The organism is Amycolatopsis heterodermiae (genome assembly GCF_034929455.1).
Lineage (GTDB): Bacteria > Actinomycetota > Actinomycetes > Mycobacteriales > Pseudonocardiaceae > Amycolatopsis > Amycolatopsis heterodermiae.
Map to the genome: position 1 here is coordinate 26,628 of NZ_JAYFSI010000014.1, position 18,506 is coordinate 45,133.

General features: G+C 72.3%; 14 protein-coding genes. 10 read left to right on the forward strand and 4 right to left on the reverse strand.

The genetic code is table 11. The annotated features are described in order from the left end of the window. Positions 1–11 precede the first annotated feature (11 nt). Positions 12–1,193, forward strand: coding sequence for an ROK family transcriptional regulator (locus VA596_RS40990; protein ID WP_323334885.1), 1,182 nt, complete (start codon positions 12–14; stop codon positions 1,191–1,193). A 153-nt stretch (positions 1,194–1,346) separates the two neighbouring features. On the opposite strand, the gene VA596_RS40995 is transcribed toward VA596_RS40990, so the two are convergent. Continuing rightward, positions 1,347–1,523, reverse strand: coding sequence for a DUF7455 domain-containing protein (locus VA596_RS40995; protein ID WP_247011850.1), 177 nt, complete (start codon positions 1,521–1,523; stop codon positions 1,347–1,349). 342 nt (positions 1,524–1,865) lie between these two features. On the opposite strand from VA596_RS40995, the gene VA596_RS41000 reads away from it, so the two are divergent. From VA596_RS41000 to VA596_RS41010, 3 genes are all read left to right on the forward strand, one after another. Continuing rightward, the gene (locus tag VA596_RS41000) at positions 1,866–2,669 is read left to right on the forward strand and encodes an EamA family transporter (RefSeq protein WP_323334887.1); all 804 of its coding nucleotides are present in this window, start codon (positions 1,866–1,868) and stop codon (positions 2,667–2,669) included. A gap of 199 nt (positions 2,670–2,868) precedes the next feature. After that, entirely contained in the window at positions 2,869–4,221 is a 1,353-nt protein-coding gene (locus tag VA596_RS41005; protein WP_323334889.1) for a type I glutamate--ammonia ligase, read from the forward strand. Between the two features lie 20 nt (positions 4,222–4,241). After that, the gene (locus VA596_RS41010; RefSeq protein ID WP_323334892.1) at positions 4,242–5,024 is read left to right on the forward strand and encodes a DUF6885 family protein; all 783 of its coding nucleotides are present in this window, start codon (positions 4,242–4,244) and stop codon (positions 5,022–5,024) included. On the opposite strand, the gene VA596_RS41015 is transcribed toward VA596_RS41010, so the two are convergent. From VA596_RS41015 to VA596_RS41025, 3 genes are all read right to left on the reverse strand, one after another. Further along, positions 5,002–6,468 carry an amino acid permease gene (locus VA596_RS41015; protein ID WP_323335353.1) on the reverse strand — a complete coding sequence of 489 codons (1,467 nt, stop codon included), beginning with the start codon at positions 6,466–6,468 and terminating at the stop codon, positions 5,002–5,004. The two genes, VA596_RS41010 and VA596_RS41015, sit on opposite strands and share 23 nt — an antisense overlap. 70 nt (positions 6,469–6,538) lie before the next feature. Next, on the reverse strand, positions 6,539–7,192 hold the full coding sequence (locus VA596_RS41020) for a response regulator transcription factor (protein ID WP_323334894.1): 654 nt from the start codon (positions 7,190–7,192) through the stop codon (positions 6,539–6,541). A 328-nt stretch (positions 7,193–7,520) separates the two neighbouring features. Then, on the reverse strand, positions 7,521–8,696 hold the full coding sequence (locus VA596_RS41025) for a sensor histidine kinase (RefSeq protein ID WP_323334896.1): 1,176 nt from the start codon (positions 8,694–8,696) through the stop codon (positions 7,521–7,523). Positions 8,697–8,805: 109 nt separating this feature from the next. On the opposite strand from VA596_RS41025, the gene VA596_RS41030 reads away from it, so the two are divergent. The 6 genes from VA596_RS41030 (at position 8,806) to treZ (ending at position 18,486) form a co-directional block, all read left to right on the forward strand. After that, the gene (locus VA596_RS41030) at positions 8,806–9,387 is read left to right on the forward strand and encodes a hypothetical protein (protein ID WP_323334897.1); all 582 of its coding nucleotides are present in this window, start codon (positions 8,806–8,808) and stop codon (positions 9,385–9,387) included. 678 nt (positions 9,388–10,065) lie between these two features. After that, the gene (locus VA596_RS41035; protein WP_323334899.1) at positions 10,066–10,266 is read left to right on the forward strand and encodes a hypothetical protein; all 201 of its coding nucleotides are present in this window, start codon (positions 10,066–10,068) and stop codon (positions 10,264–10,266) included. Between the two features lie 15 nt (positions 10,267–10,281). Continuing rightward, complete coding sequence (gene malQ / locus VA596_RS41040) at positions 10,282–12,300, forward strand: 4-alpha-glucanotransferase (protein ID WP_410171968.1); 2,019 nt, start codon at positions 10,282–10,284, stop codon at positions 12,298–12,300. An 83-nt stretch (positions 12,301–12,383) separates the two neighbouring features. Beyond that, complete coding sequence (glgX, locus tag VA596_RS41045; protein ID WP_323334900.1) at positions 12,384–14,504, forward strand: glycogen debranching protein GlgX; 2,121 nt, start codon at positions 12,384–12,386, stop codon at positions 14,502–14,504. Then, complete coding sequence (gene treY / locus VA596_RS41050; RefSeq protein ID WP_323334902.1) at positions 14,501–16,777, forward strand: malto-oligosyltrehalose synthase; 2,277 nt, start codon at positions 14,501–14,503, stop codon at positions 16,775–16,777. Before glgX ends, treY begins: the two co-directional genes overlap by 4 nt. Beyond that, entirely contained in the window at positions 16,774–18,486 is a 1,713-nt protein-coding gene (treZ, locus tag VA596_RS41055) for a malto-oligosyltrehalose trehalohydrolase (RefSeq protein ID WP_323334904.1), read from the forward strand. Before treY ends, treZ begins: the two co-directional genes overlap by 4 nt. Positions 18,487–18,506 lie beyond the last annotated feature (20 nt).

Consider the following 18,506-nt stretch of genomic DNA (forward strand, 5'->3'; position numbering starts at 1 on the left):
ACCAGCATGGGATGATCAAGCCCGTGTCCAGCTCACCCGTCGCACGACCGGACGAGGTGCGTCGGCACAACCGCACGACCCTGCTCCGCCTGCTGCACGTCGGCGGGCCGAGCACCCGGGCGACCCTGGCCGCCGAGCTGGGGCTCAACCGGAGCACGATCAAGACCCTCGTCGACGGGCTGGCGGAAGCCGGTGTCGTCGAGGAGAAGGTGCCGAGGCCGGGACGAGGGGCGGGCCGCCCCTCGCTCCTGGTCCTGCCCCAGCCGCACGCGGCGGTCGTGCTCGCGGTCGACCTGCAGGTCGAGCACGTCGCGATCGCCCTCGTGGGGCTGGGCGGCCAGATCCTGGGCCGCAACAGCTGGAACCTGCGGGGCCGGATGAACCGTCCCGAAGAGGTCATCACCCACGTCATCGAGTCGACGACCGTGCTGGCCGGCGACCTCGACGTGACCCCGGTGGCGGTCGGGGTGTCGGTGCCGGGTGTGGTCCGGCGCGCGGACGGGCACGTGCACGAGGCCCCGAACCTGCGCTGGACCGACGTCGCGCTCGGCGAGCGGCTCGGCGCGGTGCTGCAGATCCCGATCCTGGTCGGCAACGACGCCGAGCTCGGCGCGGTCGCCGAGCACCTGCGCGGCGCGGCCCGCGGGTCGTCCGACATGGTCTACATCTCGGCGGACGTCGGGGTCGGCGGCGGTGTCATCGCCGAAGGCGCCGCCCTGCGGGGCGGCGCCGGCTACGTCGGCGAGATCGGGCACATGGTGATCCGGCCCGGCGGGCGGGCCTGCTACTGCGGCAGCAGCGGCTGCTGGGAGACCGAGGTCGGCGAGGCGGCGCTGTGCCGCGCGCTGGGCCTGGCGGAGGACACCCCGCGCGGGGCGATCCTGTTCGAGCTGCGCGAGCTCGGCCGTGACCCCGAGACGGCGCTGACGCGGCTCGCGGAGTTCGCCGAGTGGCTGACCCTGGGGCTGATCAACGTCGTCAACCTGCTCGGGCCGCAGCTGGTGATCCTCGGCGACCTGCTGACAGTGCTGCCGGAGGCGGTCCTGCGGCACGTCGGGACCGAGGTGCGCCGGCGCAGCCTGGTGAGCCGGGCCGTCGGGGGTACACGGATCGTCAGTTCGGCGCTCGGCGCCGACGTGAAGCTGCTGGGCGCCGCCGAAGTCGCGTTCGAAGTCGTCCTGGATTCTGTCTGATTTCCTGTCCGGTTTCGTGTCCGGAATCACGGCATTCCGCGGCCGCGCCGTGACAATCGAGTCCGCTCATTGCAAGTTGCACACCGGGCAGGTCCGGAAATGCGAAAGCGGCCAGTGCCTGTGCGCACTGGCCGCCTTCGTGTGTCTAGGTTGTTACCGCTGGATGTCGGCGGACAGTTCCTTGAGCTTGGCCTCGTGCTCGCGGGCGTGGTGCCCGCAGAAGAGAAGCTCGCCGCCCTTGAGGACGGCGCGTACCTGAGCTGCGGCCCCGCACCGGTCACAGCGGTCGGCGGCGGTCAGTTCGGGGCGGGTGAGCGTCGGCGTTGTCATGGGGGTCTCCCTCCGTCCCGGCACCGGTTGCCCGGTGCCATCGATCCAGCTACGCCCACTTCGGGACTGACGCCGGTGGCGGCGATCGCCTCCGGCTCCGCGGTGTTCGTGCTTCCACTCTTCCAGACGTTTCGCGGCCCGCAAGTGTTCCCGCGCCGGTGGGACCTGAGTCACGCCGAATTACCCCGGATGTCGTAGCCGCATCCCGCAATGCAGGAGACGATTACCCGGAGAGTCACATTTTCCGTGGTCAGGCACCATGGAGTCGTGAGTTCACTGACGTCGTCCCGGAGGGTTTCCGCGGTACCCGCCCCGCTGTTGTTCGTTCTCAGCGGAATTTCCATGTACGCCGGAGCGGCCGTCGCGGTCGATCTTTTCGGCCACGCGACGCCCGCGGGGGTGGCCTGGCTGCGCTGCCTGGGCGCGGCGGTGGTGCTGCTGGCCTGGCGGCGGCCGCCCCGCGTGGCCTGGCGGGGCCGGCGGCTGCTGCTGGCGTGCGTCTTCGGCGTCGTGACGGCGGGCATGAACGTGCTCTTCTACGAGGCGATCGCCCGGCTCCCGCTGGGCACGGTGGTGGCCATGGAGTTCGCCGGGCCGGTGGTGGTGGCCGCCGCCGGCTCCCGCACCCGGCGGGACGTGCTGGCGCTGCTGCTGGTGGCCGCCGGGGTGGTGGCGATCGCGGACGTCCAGCTGTCCGGCAGCGCCCTCGGCGTGCTGTTCGCGCTGGCCGCGGCGGCCGCGTGGGCGGGCTACATCCTCATCGGCAAGCGCGTGGCGGACGACGGCGACGGCATCGACAGCCTGGCGATCGGCTTCGCCGCGGCGACGGTCGTGCTCTCGCCGCTGGCGTTCGGCACGGGCGAACTGTGGTCTTCGCCACGCATGCTCCTGCTCGGCATCGGGGTCGGCGTGCTGTCGACGGTGGTGCCGTACGCGCTCGACCAGGTCGTCCTGCGCCGCCTCGGCCAGGCCCGCTTCGCGGTCCTCCTGGCGCTGCTCCCGGTGACGGCGGGCGTGACGGGCTTCCTGCTCCTGCACCAGGTGCCGACCCTGCCGGAGGCGGCGGGGACCCTCGCGGTGGTCGCAGGCGTGGCCCTGCGACGCCGTGAGCCGCCTTCACGGCCGTCCCCGGAGCCGCCGGGCTAGCCGGTTGTCCACAGGCACCCGGCAATGTGGACAACCGGGCGGCGACAGCCCGTTTTCGGCGTTCCCGTCGGCCACCCCCGATACGCTGGAAGCGGGGCCGGTCCCCCGGAGAGGGCGGGGGCTGGGGTGGGGCTGGATCGTGCTGGCCGCGTTCCGGCCGGACCGGGGATACTGAGCCCGTCGGCAGGAGGCGGGTGACATGACGAAGGCGGCGTCGGCGGCGGCCAAGGACCTCGCCGCGGCCGGGGTGGGCGGTGTCCACCTGGCCTGGGCCGACAACAACGGCATCCCGCGCTCGCGCATCGTCCCCATCGCCGGCCTGGCCGACGCGGCCTCCCGCGGCGTCGGCGCGACGTCGCTGTTCGCCGTCTTCGACAGCCACGACGCCATCACCTACGGTCACCCCGGCCTCGCCACGCCGTCCGGGGACGTCCGGCTCGTGCCCGTGATCGAGCGGCTGCGGCGGCTGGCCGGGCAGCCCGCGCTCGCGTGGGCGCCGGTCCGGCAGGTCGCCGCCGACGGCTCGCCGTGGCCCTACTGCCAGCGCAGCGTCCTGGAGGCCCAGGTCGCCGAGGGCGCGCGCCGCGGGCTCGACTTCCGCGCCGGCTACGAGCTGGAGTTCGCCGTCGCCCCGGCGGGCAGCGCCGACGTCGTGTCCGCGCCCGGCCACCCCGGGCCCGCCTACAGCCCGCACGCGCTCGTCGGCCTGGACGGCTTCGTCGCGGCCCTCCTGCACGACTTCGCCGCCAACGGCCTGCGGATCGGCCAGCTGCACGCCGAGTACGGCGTCGCGCAGCTCGAGCTCTCGCTGGCCGCCACCGACCCGCTCGCCGCCGCCGACGACCAGCTGCTGGCCCGCCAGACCATCCACGCCGCCGCGCACGCGCACGGCCTCGTCGTCAGCTTCGCGCCGCTGATCGGGCTCGGCGCCGCCGGCAACGGCTGGCACCTGCACACCTCGGTCGGCCGCAAGGGCCGCAACCTGCTCGCCGGACACGGCGTCCCGGCCGGTGACGGCGCCGGTTACCTCGCCGGGCTCCTGCGCGACCTGCCGGCGCTGACGGCGATCACCGCGCCGAGCGTCCCGTCGACGCTGCGGCTGCGTCCCGGCTTCTTCGCCGGCGCGTACGCGTTCTGGGGCGTCGAGAACCGGGAGGCGCCGCTGCGGTACGTCCCGGGTTCGGCACTGCTGGGCGCCGGCCACGCGAACGTCGAGCTCAAGACGTCCGACGCCTCCGCGAACCCGTACCTCGCGCTCGCCGCGGTGCTGGCCGCGGGCATGGCCGGGATCGAGGACTCGCCCGCGCTGCCCGAGCCGATCGGCGAGGACCCGGGCGGCTGGAGCGAGGGCGAGCGGGAGACGCGCGGGGTGCGGCGGCTGCCCGCGGACACCGCCGCGCAGGACGCCGCGCTGCTGGCCTCACCGCGGATCGCCGGCGTGCTCGGCGACGAGCTGCTGGGTGCCTTCCGCGCGGTCCGGGCCTCCGACGCGGCGTGGGCGGCCGAACGGAGTACCGAGGAGATCGTCGCCGCGCACTTGTGGCGTTATTGAGGGGTTCGTTGAGGGGATTGATGTCTTCGGGGATCGACGGCGGGCAGCTCGACCTGTCCGGGATGCGGTGGCTGCCGGGCGGCGCCCGGCTGGCCGCGGTGGCCCAGGCGGAGCTGCCGCAGAAGGACGGGCTGGCCGCGGCGTTCTGCGGCCTCGCCGCGCTGCGGGCGGCCGGGCTCGACGTGCTCGACCAGGACGCCGTCGCGGCGGCCGCGGGCACCATCCGCGGGCCGGTGTTCCGCCCACCGGGCGAGCCGGGGCGGGCCGATTTCCGGCTGTCACTGCCGGTCGCCGGGGATCCGGTCGCCGCCGGTACGCGCGTGTCCGCCCTCGCGACGGCCGTTGCGACGTTGTCCGGTGGCACCCTCACCGCGGTGCCGGCGGTGGGGGAGTGGACCACCGGCTCGGTGTTCGACCTCCTGGTCGGGCTGTGGGACCTGCCCCGCGTCGCGGTGATCGCCCGGATCGACGGCGCGGAGCTCGGCGCCGACGACACCCCGGAACGGGCGCTGCTCGACTACCTCGACACCGGCGTCCCGCCACTGTGGACGTCCCGCTGGCGCCCGCCGGGTGGTCACTTCGTGCTCCTGGCGGGCATCCGGATCGGCGCCGAGGGGACACTTCTGTCCGTTGTGGACACTTACGCGTCGTTGGGGGACAACGGGATCCACGACCAGCCGCTGGAATGGATCACGGCGGCGCTGGCCGGGCTGGGGATGCTGGTGGTCGTCGACACGGACCGCGCCGCGGTCGCCCGCGAGGCGGTCCGGGCCGCCGGCCTCACTCCGTCGTTTTGGGACTGACCTCGGTCTCGCCGTCTCCTGCCTTCGCCGCGTTTTCGGGCGCGAACCGCGAGTGGCGGCGGCCGTAGGTGAAGTAGATGACCAGCCCGAGGGCCAGCCAGACCGCGAACCGGATCCACGTGAGCACGTTCAGGTTGAGCATCAGGTAGAAGCACGCCACGGCCGCGACGATCGGGATCACCGGCGAGAACGGCACGGTGAACGGCCGGTCCAGGTCCGGACGGCGGCGGCGCAGCACCGGGACGGCCACCGCGACGATGATCATCGCCGACAGCGCGCCGATGCTCACCATGTCGGCCAGCTCGGAGATCGGGATGAACGCGGCCAGCACGGCGATCAGCGCGGCCCCGCCGATGGTCATCCGGTGCGGGGTGCCCCACTTCGGGTGCGCGGTGCCGAGCTTCTTGGGCAGCAGGCCGTCGCGGCCCATCGCGTAACCGATCCGGCCGATCGTGACCAGTTCGACCATCATCACCGACGTCAGGCCGGTGACCGCGCCGAGCGAGATCAGCGCGCCGACCCAGTGCTGGCCGACCTTGTCGAACGCGTCGGCCAGCGGCGCGCCGGTGTCGATGTCGGTGAAGGGGATCATCCCGGTGAGGACGATCGAGACGCCGATGTAGAGCACCGCGCAGACGGCCAGCGCGCCGAGGATGCCGACCCGCAGGTCCTTCTTCGGGTTCAGCGTCTCTTCGCCGAGGTTCGCGAGCGCTTCGAAGCCGGTGTAGGCGAAGAAGACCACGGCGGCGGCGGTGATCATGCCGGCGATGCCGTAGACCGACTGCTCCAGGCCGAGTGCCGCCTGCACGATCGGCTGCTCCAGCACGCTCGACCCGCCCTCGGGGGCCTTGGCCGTCGGGATGAACGGCGTCAGGTTCGAGCCCTTGACGAAGAACAGGCCGACCGCGAGCACGAGGACGCAGACCGCGACCTTCACGCACACGAGCAGGTTCGTCAGCCAGGCGGATTCCTTGATGCCCAGCACGGCGACCACGGTCAGCACGGCGATGATGAAGACGGCGCCGACGTTGACCTTCGCGTCCTCGCCGAACCAGTCGGGCGACAGGCCGAGCAGGTTCGCCAGGTACCCGGACCAGCCGCGGGCGACCACGGCGGCGCCGAGCGCGAACTCGAGCAGCAGGTCCCAGCCGATGATCCAGGCGAAGATCTCGCCGAGGGTGGCGAAGGCGTAGGTGTAAGCGCTTCCCGCCGTCGGGACGCTGGAGGCGAGCTCGGCGTAGCAGAGCGCCGCCAGCCCGGCGACGACCGCGCCGAGGACGAACGAAAGCGTCACCGCCGGCCCGGCGTGCGTCTTCGCCTCGACGCCCGCGAGGGTGAAGATGCCGGTGCCGATGATGATCCCGATGCCGAACCCGATCAGGTCGCGTCCGCGAAGCCGCCGTTTGAGCTCACCCGAGTCCTGACGCTTCAGGACCTCGTCCACGTTCAACGTTCTCCGCACACCCATGAGGAGAAGTTAGAAGGTCACGAGCTGTTTCGCAGAACGGCCGGGATCACCCGTCGAGGGCCAGGCCGTTCTCCTGGGCGAGGATCGCGGCCTGGACGCGGGAGCGCAGGTCGAGCTTGGTCAGCACCCGCGAGACGTGGGTCTTCACGGTCGTCTCGCCGATGTACAGCCGGGCGCTGATCTGGGCGTTCGACAGGCCCGCGCCGAGGCAGCCGAGCACCTCGCGCTCGCGTTCGGTGAGATCGCCGAGCCCCCGGGGCAGCGCGACGGGCGTCTGGCTGGTGGCGGCGAAGGCGGTGATGAGCCGTTTGGTGACCTGCGGCGCGAGCACCCCCTCCCCGGCGGCGACCAGCTTGACGGCCTCGATCAGCCGCGGCGCCTCGACGGACTTCAGCAGGAACCCGGCGGCCCCGGCCCGCAGCGCGGCGTGCACGTATTCGTCGAGGTCGAAGGTGGTGAGGACGAGGACTTCGCAGAGGCCCTCGGCGACCAGCTCCCGGGTGGCGGCGATCCCATCGGTGCCGGGCATCCGCACGTCCATCAGGGTGACGTCCGGCCGCAGCGCCCGAGCCTGCCGGATGGCGGCAGCCCCATCGGCGGCCTCCCCGACGACCTCGATGCCTTCGGCGTTGTCGAGGATAATGGCAAGCCCGGTCCGGATAGCCGAGTGATCATCGGCCACGAGGACCTTGACGGTCATGAAGTGCTCCTCACCGGCACCGCGGCGCCGAGTGGCCGGGTGCCGGTCGTGTCGTGGGACCGGCTCACGCCGGCGGGTGAGTTGCCGGTGGGCAGGTCGCCGGCGTGCGCGAGTTCGGTGGGGCTGGGGTGGTTCGTGCGCCTGGGCACGACTTTGACCCGGCTCGGCTGGCTCGCACCGGTGAATGAGGTCCCGGCCGCGGCCAGGTGAATTGCGCCGGCGGGTGCGATCTCCGGCCGTCCTGCTCCGACAGCAGTTGCTCCATCTCGGCCGGGGTGATCGCTGGGGTTAGTAAGGCCCTCGCTGAATCGGGCCGCGCTCACCGGGGTCATGCTGGGCCTCCTACAGGAAGCTCCGCTCGGACCAGCCAGCCCGCGCCCGCCGGGCCTGCTGTCAGGGTGCCGCCCACCGCTCCCGCTCGCTCGCGCATGTTCAGCAGCCCTGTTCCGGAACCGTTGTCCGGCTTCGGTTTGTGGTGCACGTCGTTGCGGACCTCCACCTCCAGGACTCCGTCGAGGTAGCGGACGTCCACGTCCACCCGGCCGCCCGGGGCGTGCTTCACCGCGTTCGTCAGGGCTTCCTGCGCGATGCGATAGGCGGTCAGGTCGACCGCCGCCGGGAGGGCGACCTCTTCGTCCACGGTGGACCCGACCGTCACCAGCAGGCCGCTGGCCCGCGCCGACTCGACCAGTTTGGACAGTTCGGCCAGCCGGGCCGGCGCGGTCGTCTCCGGGCCGCCGCTCTCGGCCTTCAGCAGGCCGATCATCGCCCGCATCTCCTCCAGCGCGCTGACGCTGTTCTCCCGCACCGACTCCAGCACCGTCTTCGCCAGCTTCGGGTCCTCCTGCAGGGACAGTGCCGCCTCCGACTGGATCGCGATGGCCGACAGGTGCCCGGCGATCACGTCGTGCAGGTCGCGCGCCATCCGGCCACGCTCGGCGGCCACCGCGGCCCGCCTGTCCAGCTCCGCGATCTTCGCCACCTGTTCGGCGTTCGAGCGCTCGGTGTCGGCGATGTCGCGCTGCTGCCGGACGTTCGCCGCCCACCACACCGGAGTGAGCACGAACGGCAGCATGCTCAGGCCCGCGAGCACCGCCGTGCGCCACTGCTGGGCCAGCACCAGCACCCCGGCCAGCACGGCCACCACCGACACCGCGGCGACGCCGATCATCACCCGGCTGGTCCGCCGCGAGCCGTACAGCGTCGCGGCGTACAGGAAGTCCGTGAAGACGATCACCACCGGCAACGACGGGCTCAGCACGATGTCCACCGCGAGCACCACCGTGGCCAGCAGCAACGCGCCCGGCACCCAGCGCCGCACCAGCTCGAGCCCGCAAAGCGCCGTCAGCTCCGCGAGCCGGACCCACAGCGGCGCGCGGTCGATCCCCGACAGCAGGCCGTGGATGCCGCTGAGGTAGACGAGCAGGCCGAGGACCCAGGTGGTCAGCGCGATGAGGGCATCCTGCTGCCACACCGGGAGCGAGCGCAGGCGTGGGAAGTGCACGTGACCATCCCAGCACAGAGCGTGGCCGGTCCGCGTCCTACTAAGTGATGATCCGCTGTCCTTCCGATCGACGACGCGCCCGCGCCCGCTCCCGGGCGACGCTGGTCCGGTGAACGAAATAGGGAAGTTCTTCGCGGAGAACCCGATGGCCGCGGTCATCGCGGCGGGTGAGGTCGGCTTCTGGCTTTTCATCATCGGCGGCCTGGCCGTGCGGTACGCGCTGCACGCCCGGCGGGCGTCGGTGGTGCTGCTGGCCATGGTGCCGCTGCTCGACGTCGTGGTGCTGGTGGCCACCGTGATCGACCTGGCCGGCGGCGCGAAGGCGAACTTCACGCACGGGCTCGCGGCCGTGTACCTCGGGTTCAGCGTGGTGTTCGGGCCGAGCATGGTCCGCTGGGCCGACGCGCGGTTCGCGCACCGCTTCGCCGGCGGCCCGCCCCCGCCGCCGAAGCTGTGGGGCCGGGAGAAGCTGCGCCACGAGTGGCGCGAGTTCGGCAAGTGCCTGCTGGCCTGCGGACTGGCCGCGGTGGCGTTGCTGGTGGCGATCTTCGCGATCGGCACGCCGGAGCAGGTCGCGCCGCTGTGGGGCTGGCTGCCGCGGCTGGGGGTGCTCTCGGCGATCTGGCTGGTCACCGGTCCGCTCTGGGAGGAGCTGTTCGGCAAGCGCGAACCCGCCAGGGGAGTCCGGTGACGGCGGGTGCGCATCCGCCGGAGGCATTGCCGCGACGGCACGGCGCCGCGGGTGAGAGCAGGCGGCCGACGGGGTCGCCGGGTGTGGTTGCGCGACCTCGCGACGGGGGTTCGGTGGTGCCGTCTGGAGTGGTGTCGCGGAGGCGTGGCGAGGTGGCTGGGGATGGGTCGGCGGGTGTGGTTGCGCGGACCCGCGATGTGAGCCCGGTGGCGTCGCTCGAAGCGGTGTCGCGGAGGCGTGGTGCGGTAACTGAGGATGGGGCGCCGGGTGTGGTTGGGCGACCTCGCGACGGGAGTTTGGCGGCGCCGGCCGAAGGGGTGTCGCAAAGGCGCGGTGGCGCGACCGAGGATGGATTGTCGGATGTGGTTGCGCGGACCTGCGACGTGAGCCCGGTGGTGCCGCCTGGAGTGGTGTCGCGGAGGCGTGGCGAGGTGGCTGGGGATGGGTCGGCGGGTGTGGTTGCGAGAACTCGCGAGGTGAGCCCGGTGGCCGCGACAGAGCATCCGTCCACAGCAGAGTCGCTCACCCGCAGGCCTGCGGGTGAGGCAAGCGAGCCCGAGCCGCCGGGGCCGCGGGTAGCGGTGCCGGGCGGTTGTCACGGATGTGGTGGTGCGCGGCCGCCCGGGTGGGGGTGTGCGTGGGTCTGGGATTGGCATCGCCTGGGTGGGGAGCGTCACCGTGGGTGAGCTGATTGGGATGCTGCTCGTCGTCCAGGGTGGGGGTGGGCTGCTCAACCGGGTGCTCGGTGCCAGTTCGCCCAGCTGGTTCGTCCAGTTGCACGTGCTGCCGTCGTCGTTGCACGTCGCGGCCAGTGTGGTGATGGTGCTTGCGGGAGCCGCGGTGCTGGTCACGGGGCGGGGGCGGAAACGTCCCGAGTGATGTCATCCGGCGCAGATGGCGCGAACGGCCGGGCACCGGAATGCTGTGCCAGTGCCCCACGAGACGCCCGGCCACGAGTTGCCCGACGAAGACCGCAGCCCCCTGCACCAGCTGGCCGACGCCCACGGCATCGCCACCCGGTACGAGAACTCGGACCAGGTGTGGGTCGAGGTGGACGACGACGTCGTCGTCGCCGTCCTGCGGCAGTTCGGCGTCGACGCGACCAGCGACGACGCCGTCGCGGCCGCGTTGACGGCCGTGCGTGAAGCCCGGCCCGCGGGGGCGCTGCCGCCGACGATCGTCGTCCAGGAGGGCGCCACCCGGGTGCTCGGCACGGACGCCGAGGTCGTGCTCGAGGACGGCAGCCGACGGCGAATCGAGGGCGCGCTGCCCGCCGACCTGCCGCTCGGCTGGCACCGGGTGGTCACCGCCGAGCAGGACGTCACCCTCGCCGTCGTGCCGGCGAAGCTGCCCGCCGTCCACCCCGCGTGGGGCTGGATGCTGCAGCTCTACGCCCTGCACTCGGCCGGCTCCTGGGGCATCGGCGACTACGCCGACCTGGCAACGTTCGCCGCCCGCTCTGCCGCCGAGCTCGACGCCGGGGTGCTGCTGGTCAACCCCGTCCAGGCCTTCAGCCCCGCCCACCCCGTCGAACGCTCGCCGTACTCGCCCGCGAGCCGGCGGTTCGCCAACCCGATCTACCTGAACGTCACGGCCACCGAGACCTTCGGCCAAGCCGGCGAGGCCACCCAGGACGCCGTCCGCTCGCTGGCCCCGGACCGCGACGGCGAGCTGATCGACTACGACGCCGTCTGGACGGCCAAGCGCGCCGCGCTCGAGCTGCTCTGGCCGCACCGGGTGGAAGAGCTGCCCGACGACGCCGACCTCGACGGCTTCGCCGTCTTCTGCGCCCTCGCCGAGCAGCACGGCGCCGACTGGCGGGACTGGCCCGAGCCCCTGCGTGACCCGGCCGGGGAAGAGGTCGCAAAGGCGCGCGAAGAGCTCAAAGACCGCGTCGGCTTCTACGTCTGGCTCCAGCACCTCTGCCGGGTCCAGCTGGCCGCGGCGCGGACCCGGGCCCGCGAGGCCGGGATGACCGTCGGGATCGTGCACGACCTGCCGGTCGGCGTGCACCCCGGCGGGGCCGACACCTGGGCCGTGCGGGACGTCTTCGCCGCCGACGTGCGGGTCGGCGCGCCGCCGGACGCCTTCAACCAGCAGGGCCAGGACTGGAACCTGCCGCCGTGGCGGCCGGACAAGCTCGCCGAGGCCGGGTACGCGCCGTTCCGGGACGTCATCCGGGGCGTGCTGCGCTACGCCGACGGCATCCGCGTCGACCACATCGCCGGGCTCTGGCGGCTCTGGTGGATCCCGCCGGGCGAGCCCGCGCACCGCGGCACCTACGTCCACTACGACGCCGAGGCGATGGTCGGCGTCCTGGCGCTCGAAGCGCACCGGGCCGGCGCCGTGGTCGTGGGGGAGGACCTCGGGACCGTCGAGGACGTCGTCACCGAGACCATGCACGAACGCGGCATGTTGAGCTCGGCCGTCCTGTGGTTCGAACGCGACTGGGACACCCCCGGCCACCCGTTCACGGACCCGGCCGGCTGGGACCCGGACGCGATGGCCAGCATCTCCACCCACGACCTGCCGACGGTCGCCGGCTGGCTGGCCGCCGAGCACGTCCGGGTCCGCGCCGAGCTGGGGCTGCTGGACCGCGGCGTGGAGGCCGAACGCCAGGCCGCGGCGGACGAACGTGAAGCTTTGTTCGAACTCGTTGCGCGCGAAGGGATCCCGGACGGCGACCCGGTCGTCGCGCTGCACACCCTGCTGGCGAAAGCCGCGTCCCGGCTGGTGCTGACCTCTCCGGCCGACGTCACGGGCCAGGTACGGCAGCCGAATCTGCCGGGAACCATCGACCAGTACCCTAACTGGCGGATCCCCCTTCCCGTCAGCGTCGACGGCTTCTTCACCGCGAAGGGGGTGCGCGCCGCGGTCGCGCCGCTCGCGGCGGCGCGTCCTTTGCCCGGGTAACGGGTATACCGCTGCGCACGACCCCCTGATGTGTCCGCGAGTGCGGACGCCCCCGGCACCACCCGAAGCTCGAGGAGAGACCAGTGCGGCCCTGGCCCGGAACGCCCTACCCGCTCGGCGCCACCTACGACGGAGTGGGGACGAACTTCGCCCTCTTCTCCGAAGTGGCGGAGCGGGTCGAACTGTGCCTGTTCGACGGCGACGGCAACGAGACGCGGCACACGCTCGAAGAGGTCGACGGCTTCGTCCACCACGGTTACCTGCTCAACGTCGGCCCCGGCCAGCGCTACGGCTTCCGCGTGCACGGCCCGTACGACCCGAGCCGCGGCCTGCGCTGCAACCCGAACAAGCTGCTGATCGACCCGTACGCGAAGGCCGTGTCCCACGGCGTGAAGTGGGACGAATCGCTGTTCGGGTACCAGTTCGACAACCCGGAGGAGCGCAACGACGCCGACTCCGCGGGCCGCGTGCCGTATTCGCTCGTGGCGAACCCGTACTTCGACTGGGGCAACGACCGCCAGCCGCGGCGGCCCTACAACGAGACGGTCATCTACGAGGCGCACGTCAAGGGCATGACGGTGAATCACCCGTTCGTGCCGGAGGCGCTGCGCGGCACGTACGCCGGCATGGCGCACCCCGCCGTGGTCGAGCACCTGCAGAAGATCGGCGTCACCGCCGTGGAGCTGCTGCCCGTGCACCAGTTCGTCTCCGACCACGGCCTGGAGGAGAAGGGCCTCACGAACTACTGGGGCTACAACACGATCGGGTTCTTCGCGCCGCACGACGCGTACGCCGCGATGCCCGGCGAGGGTGGCCAGGTCCAGGAGTTCAAGGGCATGGTCAAGGCCTTCCACGAGGCCGGCATCGAAGTGATCCTCGACGTGGTTTACAACCACACCGCGGAGGGCAACCACCTCGGGCCGACGTTGTCGATGCGCGGCATCGACAACGAGGCCTACTACCGGCTGGTGGAAGCGGAGCCCGAGTACTACATGGACTACACGGGTACCGGGAACTCGATGAACGTGCGCAACCCGCACACCCTGCAGCTGATCATGGACTCGCTGCGGTACTGGGTGACCGAGATGCACGTCGACGGCTTCCGCTTCGACCTCGCTTCGGCGCTGGCGCGCGAGTTCTACGACGTCGACCGGCTGTCCACGTTCTTCGACCTGGTGCAGCAGGACCCGATCGTGAGCCAGGTCAAGCTGATCGCCGAGCCGTGGGACGTCGGCCCCGGTGGCTACCAGGTCGGCAACTTCCCTCCCCTGTGGACGGAGTGGAACGGGCAGTACCGCGACACCGTCCGGGACTTCTGGCGGGGCGAGCCCTCGACGCTGGGTGAGTTCGCGTCGCGGATCACCGGCTCGTCGGACCTCTACCAGGACGACGGCCGCCGCCCGTTCGCGTCGATCAACTTCGTCACCGCGCACGACGGCTTCACGCTGCGGGACCTGGTGTCCTACAACGAAAAGCACAACGAGGCCAACGGCGAGGACGGCCGGGACGGCGCCGACGACAACCGCTCGTGGAACTGCGGTGTCGAGGGCGAGACCGACGACCCGGAGGTGAACGAGCTGCGCATCCGCCAGCAGCGCAACATGCTCGCCACGATCCTCCTGTCCCAGGGCGTGCCGATGATCCTGCACGGCGACGAGATCGGCCGCACCCAGCAGGGCAACAACAACGTCTACTGCCAGGACTCCGAGATCGCCTGGATGGACTGGGAGCTGGCCAAGCAGAACGCCGGCCTGGTCCGGTTCACCGGCGGGCTGACGGCGTTCCGCCACCGCCACCCGGTGTTCCGCCGCCGCCGCTTCTTCCAGGGCGGCCCGGTCGGCAAGGGCGACAAGCTCGGCGACATCGCCTGGTTCACCCCGGCCGGCGAGGAGATGACCGAGCAGAACTGGGACGACGGCTTCGGCAAGGCCGTCGTGGTCTTCCTCAACGGCAAGGCGATCCCGGACCTCGACCCGCGCGGCATGTCGGTCGAGGACGACTCGTTCCTGCTCGCCTTCAACGCGCACTACGAGGACATCGACGCCACGCTGCCGGGCAACGGCTACGGCCAGGCCTGGACGGTCGTCATCGACTCCGCGACCGGCGAGGTCGAGCCGGCGGACGCGGAGCCGATCGAAGGCGGCGGCAAGCTCACCCTGCCCGCGCGGTCGCTGATCGTGCTCCAGCGGACGGAGACGGAATGACGGTGCCGGAGTCGACCTACCGGGTGCAGCTGCGCCCGGAGTTCACCTTCGCCGACGCCGCGGGGCTGACCGGCTACCTGCGTGACCTGGGCATCGGCGCGCTCTACGCGTCGCCGGTGCTGGACGCGACGCCGGGCTCGACCCACGGCTACGACGTGGTCGACCCGACCCGCGCGCGGCCCGAGCTGGGTGGCGAAACCGCCCGTCAGGAGCTGTCGAAGCAGCTCAAGGAGGCCGGGCTCGGCCTGGTCGTCGACATCGTGCCCAACCACATGTCGGTCGAGACGCCGAAGGTGAACCGCTGGTGGTGGGACGTGCTCACGCACGGCCGCGACTCGGAGCACGCGGCGTTCTACGACGTCGACTGGGACCGCGGCCCGATCCTGCTGCCGGTGCTGGGCGACGACGACGCCGTGAGCGAACTGACCGTCGAAGGCGGCGAACTCGTCTACTACGACCACCGGTTCCCGATCGCGCCGGGCACCGGCGAGGGCACACCGCAGGAGGTCCACGAGCGTCAGCACTACCGGCTGGTCGGCTGGCGGCGCGGCAACGCGGAGCTGACCTACCGGCGGTTCTTCGACATCACGAACCTGGCCGCGGTCCGCGTCGAGGACCCGGTGGTGTTCGCCGAGACGCACGGCGAGGTGCTGCGCTGGGTCGCCGACGGCGACGTCACCGGCCTGCGCGTCGACCACCCGGACGGCCTCGCCGACCCGGGCGGGTACTTCCGGCGGCTGCGGGAGAACGCGCCGGGAGCGTGGATCGTCGCGGAGAAGATCCTGCACCCGGGTGAGCCGCTGCCGCAGAGCTGGCCGGTCGACGGCACCACCGGGTACGACGCCCTGCGCGAGATCGCCGGCGTGTTCGTCGACCCGGCCGCCGAGCCCGCGTACACCGCGCTGGCGGACGAGCTCGGCGTCCGGACCGGCTACCACGACGTTGAGGCCGAGGCCCGGCGCCTGGTCACCGACCGGATCCTGGTCGCCGAGGTCCGGCGGATCGCGGCGCTGCTGCACCACGAGAACACCGAGGCCGCCCGGGAAGCCGTTGCCGAGACCATGGTGGCGTTCCCGGTCTACCGCTCCTACCTGCCCGAGGGCGAGCAGCACTGGGAGACGGCGATCGCCGCGGCCCGGGAAGCCCGCCCGGATCTGGGTGACGCGCTGGACGCCCTCGACGCGCAGGTGCGCGCCGAACCCGGCGGAGAGCTGGCCACGCGGATCCAGCAGACGTCCGGCATGGTCGTCGCGAAGGGCACCGAGGACACCACCTTCTACCGCTACACCCGGTTCGCCGCGCTCAACGAGGTCGGCGGCAACCCGGACCGGTTCGGGCTGGACGTCGAGGAGTTCCACCGGCTGGCGGCCGCCCGCGACGCCGGATACCCGGCCGCGATGACGACGCTGACCACGCACGACACCAAGCGGTCCGAGGACACCCGGGCCCGGGCCTCGGTGCTCGCGGAGCTGCCCGGCGAGTTCGCCGACGCCGTCCGCCGGTGGACCGCGAGCCGGGGGATCGACGAGCCGTCGCTCAACCTCCTGGCCTGGCAGACGCTGGTGTCGACCTGGCCGATCGAGCCGCCCCGGCTGCGGGACTACCTCGACAAGGCGGCCAAGGAAGCCAAGCTCCGCACCAGCTGGACCGACCACGACGAGGAGTTCGAGAAGGCCGTCGCGGCCTGGCCGGACGACGTCATGGGCGACGCCGAACTGGCCGCCGACATCGCCGAGTTCGTCAGCCGGATCGAAGGACCGGGCTGGAGCAACTCGCTCGGCCAGAAGCTGGTGCAGCTGACCGCGCCCGGCGTCCCGGACGTCTACCAGGGCACCGAGCTGTGGGACCTCTCGCTGGTCGACCCGGACAACCGCCGTCCGGTCGACTACGCGGCCCGCCGCGAGATCCTGGCCCGCGTCGTCGAGGGCGAGCAGCCGGAGATCGACGCCTCGGGCGCCGCGAAGCTGCTGGTGACGCACAAGGCGCTGAAGCTGCGCCAGGAGCACCCCGCGCTGTTCCACGGCTACCGCCCGCTGCGCGCCGAAGGTGCCGCCGCGGACCACGTGCTGGCCTACAACCGCGGCCCCGGCCTGGTCGTGGCCGTGACCCGGCTGCCGGTCGGCCTCGCCAAGGCCGGCGGCTGGCGCGACACCGTGCTGCCGCTGCCCGACGGCGTCTGGACCGACGTCCTGACCGGCCGCGACGCCACCCCGGACGTGGCCACGCTGTTCGACCGCTACCCCGTCGTGTTGCTGGTGCGAGGAGACGCATGACGTTCACCGTGTGGGCCCCGTCGGCTGAGCGCGTCCGCGTGCGGGTCGACGCCGACGTGCACGAGATGACCCGCGGCGACGGCGGCTGGTGGTCCGCCGAGGCCGAGGGCGTCAACTACGCCTTCCTGATCGACGACTCCGGCGAGCCGCTGCCGGACCCGCGGTCGCGGTGGCAGCCCCACGGGGTGCACCAGGAATCGCGCGTCTACGACCACGCGGAGTTCGACTGGACCGACGACGCCTGGCACGGGCGGCAGCTCGCCGGCGGCGTCGTCTACGAGCTGCACATCGGCACGTTCACCCCCGGCGGCACCTTCGACGCGGCGATCGACCGGCTCGACCACCTGGTGGAGCTGGGGATCACGCACGTCGAGGTGCTGCCGGTGAACTCCTTCGACGGCACCGCGGGCTGGGGGTACGACGGCGTCCTCTGGGGCGCGGTCCACGAGCCCTACGGCGGCCCGGACGGGTTCAAGCGGTTCGTCGACGCCGCCCACGCGCGCGGCCTGGCCGTCGTGCTCGACGTCGTCTACAACCACCTCGGGCCCTCGGGCGCCTACCTCGACCGGTTCGGGCCGTACTTCGCCGGCCAGAACGACTGGGGCCCCGGCCTCAACCTCGACGGGCCGGGTTCGGACGAGGTCCGCCGCTACGTCGTCGACAACGCGCTGGCCTGGTTCCGCGACTTCCACGTCGACGCCCTGCGCCTGGACGCCGTGCACGCCCTGCTCGACCGGCGCGCCACCCACCTGCTCGAACAGCTGGCCGTCGAGGTCGAGACGCTGTCGGCGGGGCTGAACCGGCTGCTGACGCTGATCGCCGAGTCCGACCTCAACGACCCGAAGCTGGTGACGCCCCGCGAGCGCGGGGGGTACGGCCTACACGCCCAGTGGTCGGACGACTTCCACCACGCGATGCACGTCCGGCTGACCGGGGAGGACTCCGGCTACTACGCGGACTTCGCCGCGCCGGACGCGTTGACCAAGGTCCTGCGTGAGGTGTTCTTCCACGCCGGGACCTGGTCGTCGTTCCGGGAGCGGGCCCACGGCCGCCCGGTGGACACCCGGACCGTGCCGGGCCACCGGTTCCTCGGTTACCTGCAGGACCACGACCAGATCGGCAACCGCGCGACGGGCGACCGGCTCTCGGCCACCGTCTCCCAGGGCCGGCTGGCCTGCGGCGCGGCGATCCTGTTCTGCTCGCCGTTCACGCCGATGGTGTTCATGGGGGAGGAGTGGGCGGCGAGCACGCCGTGGCAGTTCTTCGCCTCCTTCCCCGACCCCGAGCTGGCCGAAGCCGTCCGCACCGGGCGCCGCCGCGAGTTCGCCCGGCACGGCTGGGGCGAGTCCGACGTCCCCGACCCGATGGACCCGGCGACGGTGGAGCGCTCGAGGCTCGACTGGGCCGAGGTCGAGCGCCCGGGGCACCGGGAGATGCTCGAGCTGTACCGGACGCTGATCCGGCTGCGCCGCGAGCGGCCCGAGCTGGCCGGCCCGTGGCTCCCGGACCTGCGCGTCGACGCCGCCCCGGACAGTTCCTGGCTGGTGCTGCACCGCGGCGGGCTGCGGCTGGCGGTCAACTTCGGCCCGGGCGACGTCACACTCCCGCTCGGGGCCACGAAGGCGCTGCTGACCTGGGGCGAAGCCACCGTGGACGGCGGGGCCGCGCACCTGCCGCCGGAGACGTTCGTCCTGGCCGGCACGAACTGACGCGCGCGCCCCGACCTCGA